General features: G+C 63.5%; 3 protein-coding genes. 2 read left to right on the forward strand and 1 reads right to left on the reverse strand.

Going from position 1 to position 3705, the window contains the following annotated elements; all coding sequences use genetic code 11:
• Nucleotides 1-414: hypothetical protein (locus C5F48_RS25780; RefSeq protein ID WP_219907827.1), on the reverse strand; the 414-nt coding region annotated here is incomplete at its 3' end.
• A gap of 578 nt (nt 415-992) precedes the next feature.
• On the opposite strand from C5F48_RS25780, the gene C5F48_RS22410 reads away from it, so the two are divergent.
• Together C5F48_RS22410 and C5F48_RS24925 are read left to right on the forward strand one after the other, a co-directional pair.
• A complete protein-coding gene (locus C5F48_RS22410; RefSeq protein WP_170139737.1) occupies nt 993-3053 on the forward strand; it encodes a sensor domain-containing diguanylate cyclase in 2061 nt (686 codons plus the stop codon).
• Nucleotides 3054-3307: 254 nt separating this feature from the next.
• Nucleotides 3308-3670, forward strand: a complete 363-nt coding sequence (locus tag C5F48_RS24925) for a heme oxygenase-like domain-containing protein (RefSeq protein WP_146170710.1) — start codon at nt 3308-3310, stop codon at nt 3668-3670.
• Nucleotides 3671-3705: the final 35 nt, after the last annotated feature.

The following is a 3705-nucleotide window of genomic DNA, read 5'->3' on the forward strand; positions in this document are numbered from 1 at the left end:
GCTCGCTTGGCAAGAGCAAGATGGCGATGCGGGGACGGCACGATCGGCAAGCTGGGCGCGAATGGCGCAGTCGGTCAGAGGATCATGCCGGGCGAGATGCCGGGCCCTGATCTCGCTTCGCCTGCGCTGCGTGATTTTTTCGTGCGCCACCACCATGTGGACGGGTCCGCTGCTGGCAAACCGACTGACCTTCATGAGGAACCAGCGTTCCGCGGTAGGCGAGTGACAGGCGTACTCAAGGCCGCCATTTTGGCGCCTTCCGTCCGAAATTTCTATGATCAACATGACGTCGGCGATGGCATCGCCATCACCGTCCCTCCGCGCCCTGTCACAGGCGGCGAGATAATTTACCCCCTCGCAGACAGAAGCAGCGGCATCGTTGTCGAACGCGAACCCCTGCCAAGCCATGTTCACTGCGACAATGCTCCGTTGCCGTCGATGACCGCGATATATTCAGGGAGAGCGTCGGTGGTTGCCCTGGCGAGGGCGTCCTCCGCAGCGTAGGGTGCGTTTGCATCAACGGGACGCCCCTTTGCCCTCCCCTGCTGGCCACTGTCGGCGGCAGGATCAGTCATGCTCTGGATTTCATCGACGTAGCCGCGCTGACATAGGATCTCAGCAAAAACAAGCGATCCTGAAAGAGGTCAGAATAGTCCGATCAATGCTTGGCGTGGCAGTATGCCCGCTTGTCGGTCGCCAAGTTGTCTGACTCCAAGTGTTTGACCCGCCGATAAGAAACAACGGCGGGGCGCAATATGGATGGCTGCGGTCTTCGCTCGAAGTTGTCAATGCGCGAATATTGTCGCTTCCGGGTGCCAAGGCCTTATATCTTTAGGCAATTCCTGCAGACTCTGTTATGCCCTGTGCGGACCTCATCGACACACCGCATCAAAGCTCGCCCGGCGATCCTGATCGCTGTGGGAAATGGGGCTGAGGGTCGACAGGTTGTGCAGCCCGCACGCGCGTCCGCCGCGACACAAGGACGAAAGCCCATGCAAGATACAGTCAAGCGCGATCTCTGCGCCCGCGAGCCCATTCATGTGCCGGGGAGCATCCAGACGCACGGACTTCTCATGGTGCTGGACGCAGGTTCCGGACAGGTTCTTCAAATGGCGGGGGATCCGCGAACTCTTCTCGGTGGCAAGACGGGCGATGCTCTTGAGGAACAGCTGCAGGGCGAGGTCGCGGCCCTGCTGCGGAACCACAGCAGGGATTTCAGCGGATCGCCCGCATACCTTGGCGAGGTCAGGGTCGGCACGGAGGGCAAACCGCTGACGGTGACGGGGCACAGGGTGGAAGGGCATCTCGTTATCGAGATCGAACCCTCTGGCCCTGTTTCCCCGGTCGCTGTCGTCCTGTCCTTCGTCCGTGAAGCGGTTGAACGGATGACCCAGCGGGAAGGGCTCGAGGACGCTTCCCACAGCATCGCGGCAGACGTGCGCGCAATCAGCGGCTTCGACCGGGTCATGGTCTATCAGTTTCTCAAGGACGGGTCTGGCTGTGTCATTGCAGAGCAGAAGCTGGAAGACCTTCCAAGCTTCCTCCATCACCGCTACCCGGCGTCGGACATCCCGCGGCAAGCACGGGAGCTCTATATCCGCAACCCGATCCGGGTCATTCCGGACGTGACATATCAGCCGGCGCCACTGGTGCCGGCAATCCGTCCGGGAGCTGATGAGATCCTCGATATGAGCCATTGCTCCTTGCGCAGCGTGTCGCCTGTCCACATCCGCTACCTGAAGAACATGGGCGTTGGCGCCTCGATGTCTGTGTCGATTCTGCGAAAGGGCGAACTCTGGGGCCTGATCGCCTGCCACCACGGCAGCCCGAAGCTCGTTCCCTTCGAGACCCGCGAGATCTGCCAGCATCTGGGTCTGGCCCTGTCGCATTACATCGGCGCCAAGGACGACGCCGAGGAGACCAGTCATGGGCTGGATCTCGGGCGCGCGCGCGACCAGATCTTCAGCGAGATAGCCACGACCTCCGACCCGAGGGCCTTCCTGCGGGAGCGGATTGCCGACATTCAGAACCTGATACCTGCGCATGGGGTGGTCACCTCGATCGACGCCGAGACGAACCTGACCGGTCACGTTCCGCCCGCCGACGCCCTGGCGCCGCTGATCCAGTGGGTGATCGCGACTTCCCAGCCGTCGGGCGTCTTCGTCACGGACTGTCTCTCGGAGCACTATGCCGCCGCTGGCGACTTCACGGCAGAGGCCAGCGGTCTGGTGGCCGTGGTTCTTCCCGGAGAGGCCCCCTTGGTCGTCCTGTGGTTCCGCGCGGAACAGGTGGAGGAGGTCTTCTGGGCGGGCAATCCGCATGCGGCGGTGGACCTCGACGGGATCGACGGAAGGCCCGGTCCCCGAAAGAGCTTCGATCTGTGGACCGAAACGGTCCGCGCGCGCTGCCGTCCGTGGAGCCACGTCGAGGTCGAAGCCGCGCACCTGCTGCGGGCGCGTGCCACTCTTGTGCTGCAGGAGTTCCAGATCCGGCACATGAATGCGCAGATCCAGGCCTCAAACGCGCGCTTGTCGGCAATGGCAAGAACCGACGAACTGACCGGGCTCGCGAACCGGCGGTCGCTCGGCGAACGGTTGCAGCAGGAATGGGCACGGGCTGCACGCTACGCGCGGAGCCTGGCCGCTGTCGCGGTCGACGTCGACCATTTCAAGAAGTTCAATGACCGCTTTGGCCATCCTGCGGGGGATGACTGCCTGAGGCAAGTGGCTGGCGTTCTCGGCGCATCCGGCCGCCCCACCGACTTTGCTGCAAGGACCGGTGGCGAGGAGTTCGTGATCCTGCTTCCCGAGACGGACCTCGCGGGGGCGCGCGTGATCGCCGAGGAGGTTCGCGCGTCGGTGGAGGGTCTCTGCATCGACCACCCCGACTCCGTGGGCGGTACAGTCACCGTGAGCATCGGCATCGCGGCTGCGGACCCAGATTCGATCATGATGCCGGAGGATTTGCTGGAAGAGGCGGACCGGGCGCTCTACACGGCAAAGCATGAGGGCAGGAACCGGGTGGCTGCTGCGACCTCTCGGGGCATGTCTTGATCGGCGGCGTGGAGGAGATCGTTGAGTTGCGCGGGAGAGCGAATGAGGCCGACATCTTTCCCGCGAATTTGAGGGACCGACTGCGCAGCGCAACTTCGCCATACCACGCAGAAGTGGATCTAGGGTTCTCCGTGCTGGACCTGTGCACGAGGAGCACCCTTGCCCGCTTTCTTGCTACGCATGGCACAGCGCTACGCGCCATCCGATGCCGGCCCGGGCGCCGAGCGTCTGCGGCCGAGGCTTTGCGCGCCGAGATGATCGAGGCGCTCGACGCCGATCTTCGTCACCTTGGCGCCCAACCCGCGGATCCCATCCTGCCTGTCGAAGCGGATGCTACTGCCGTGCTTTATGTCCTTCTCGGCTCACAGATGGGCATGCGGGTGCTTCGGAAACGCTGGGTGACGGCCACGGATCCGGCCGTTGCCGGGGCAGGGCGCATCTTCAACCTTAGACTGAAGCCCGTCGCATGGCAGACTCTCTGCGCCGAGATGACCGGCCAGGCTGCGGGAGACGAGATCGCGGACCGGGTTGCAGAGGATGCGTGTCGCGTCTTTGAGGTCTACATTCGCGCGCTGGCAAATGGCGCCGAGGGCGCATTGCCCGGGTCTGGACTCTAAGTACACGGTGGGCCCACACAGGCAATCCGAGGCGC

It is taken from the genome of Cereibacter changlensis JA139 (genome assembly GCF_003034985.1).
Classification (GTDB): Bacteria; Pseudomonadota; Alphaproteobacteria; order Rhodobacterales; family Rhodobacteraceae; genus Cereibacter; species Cereibacter changlensis.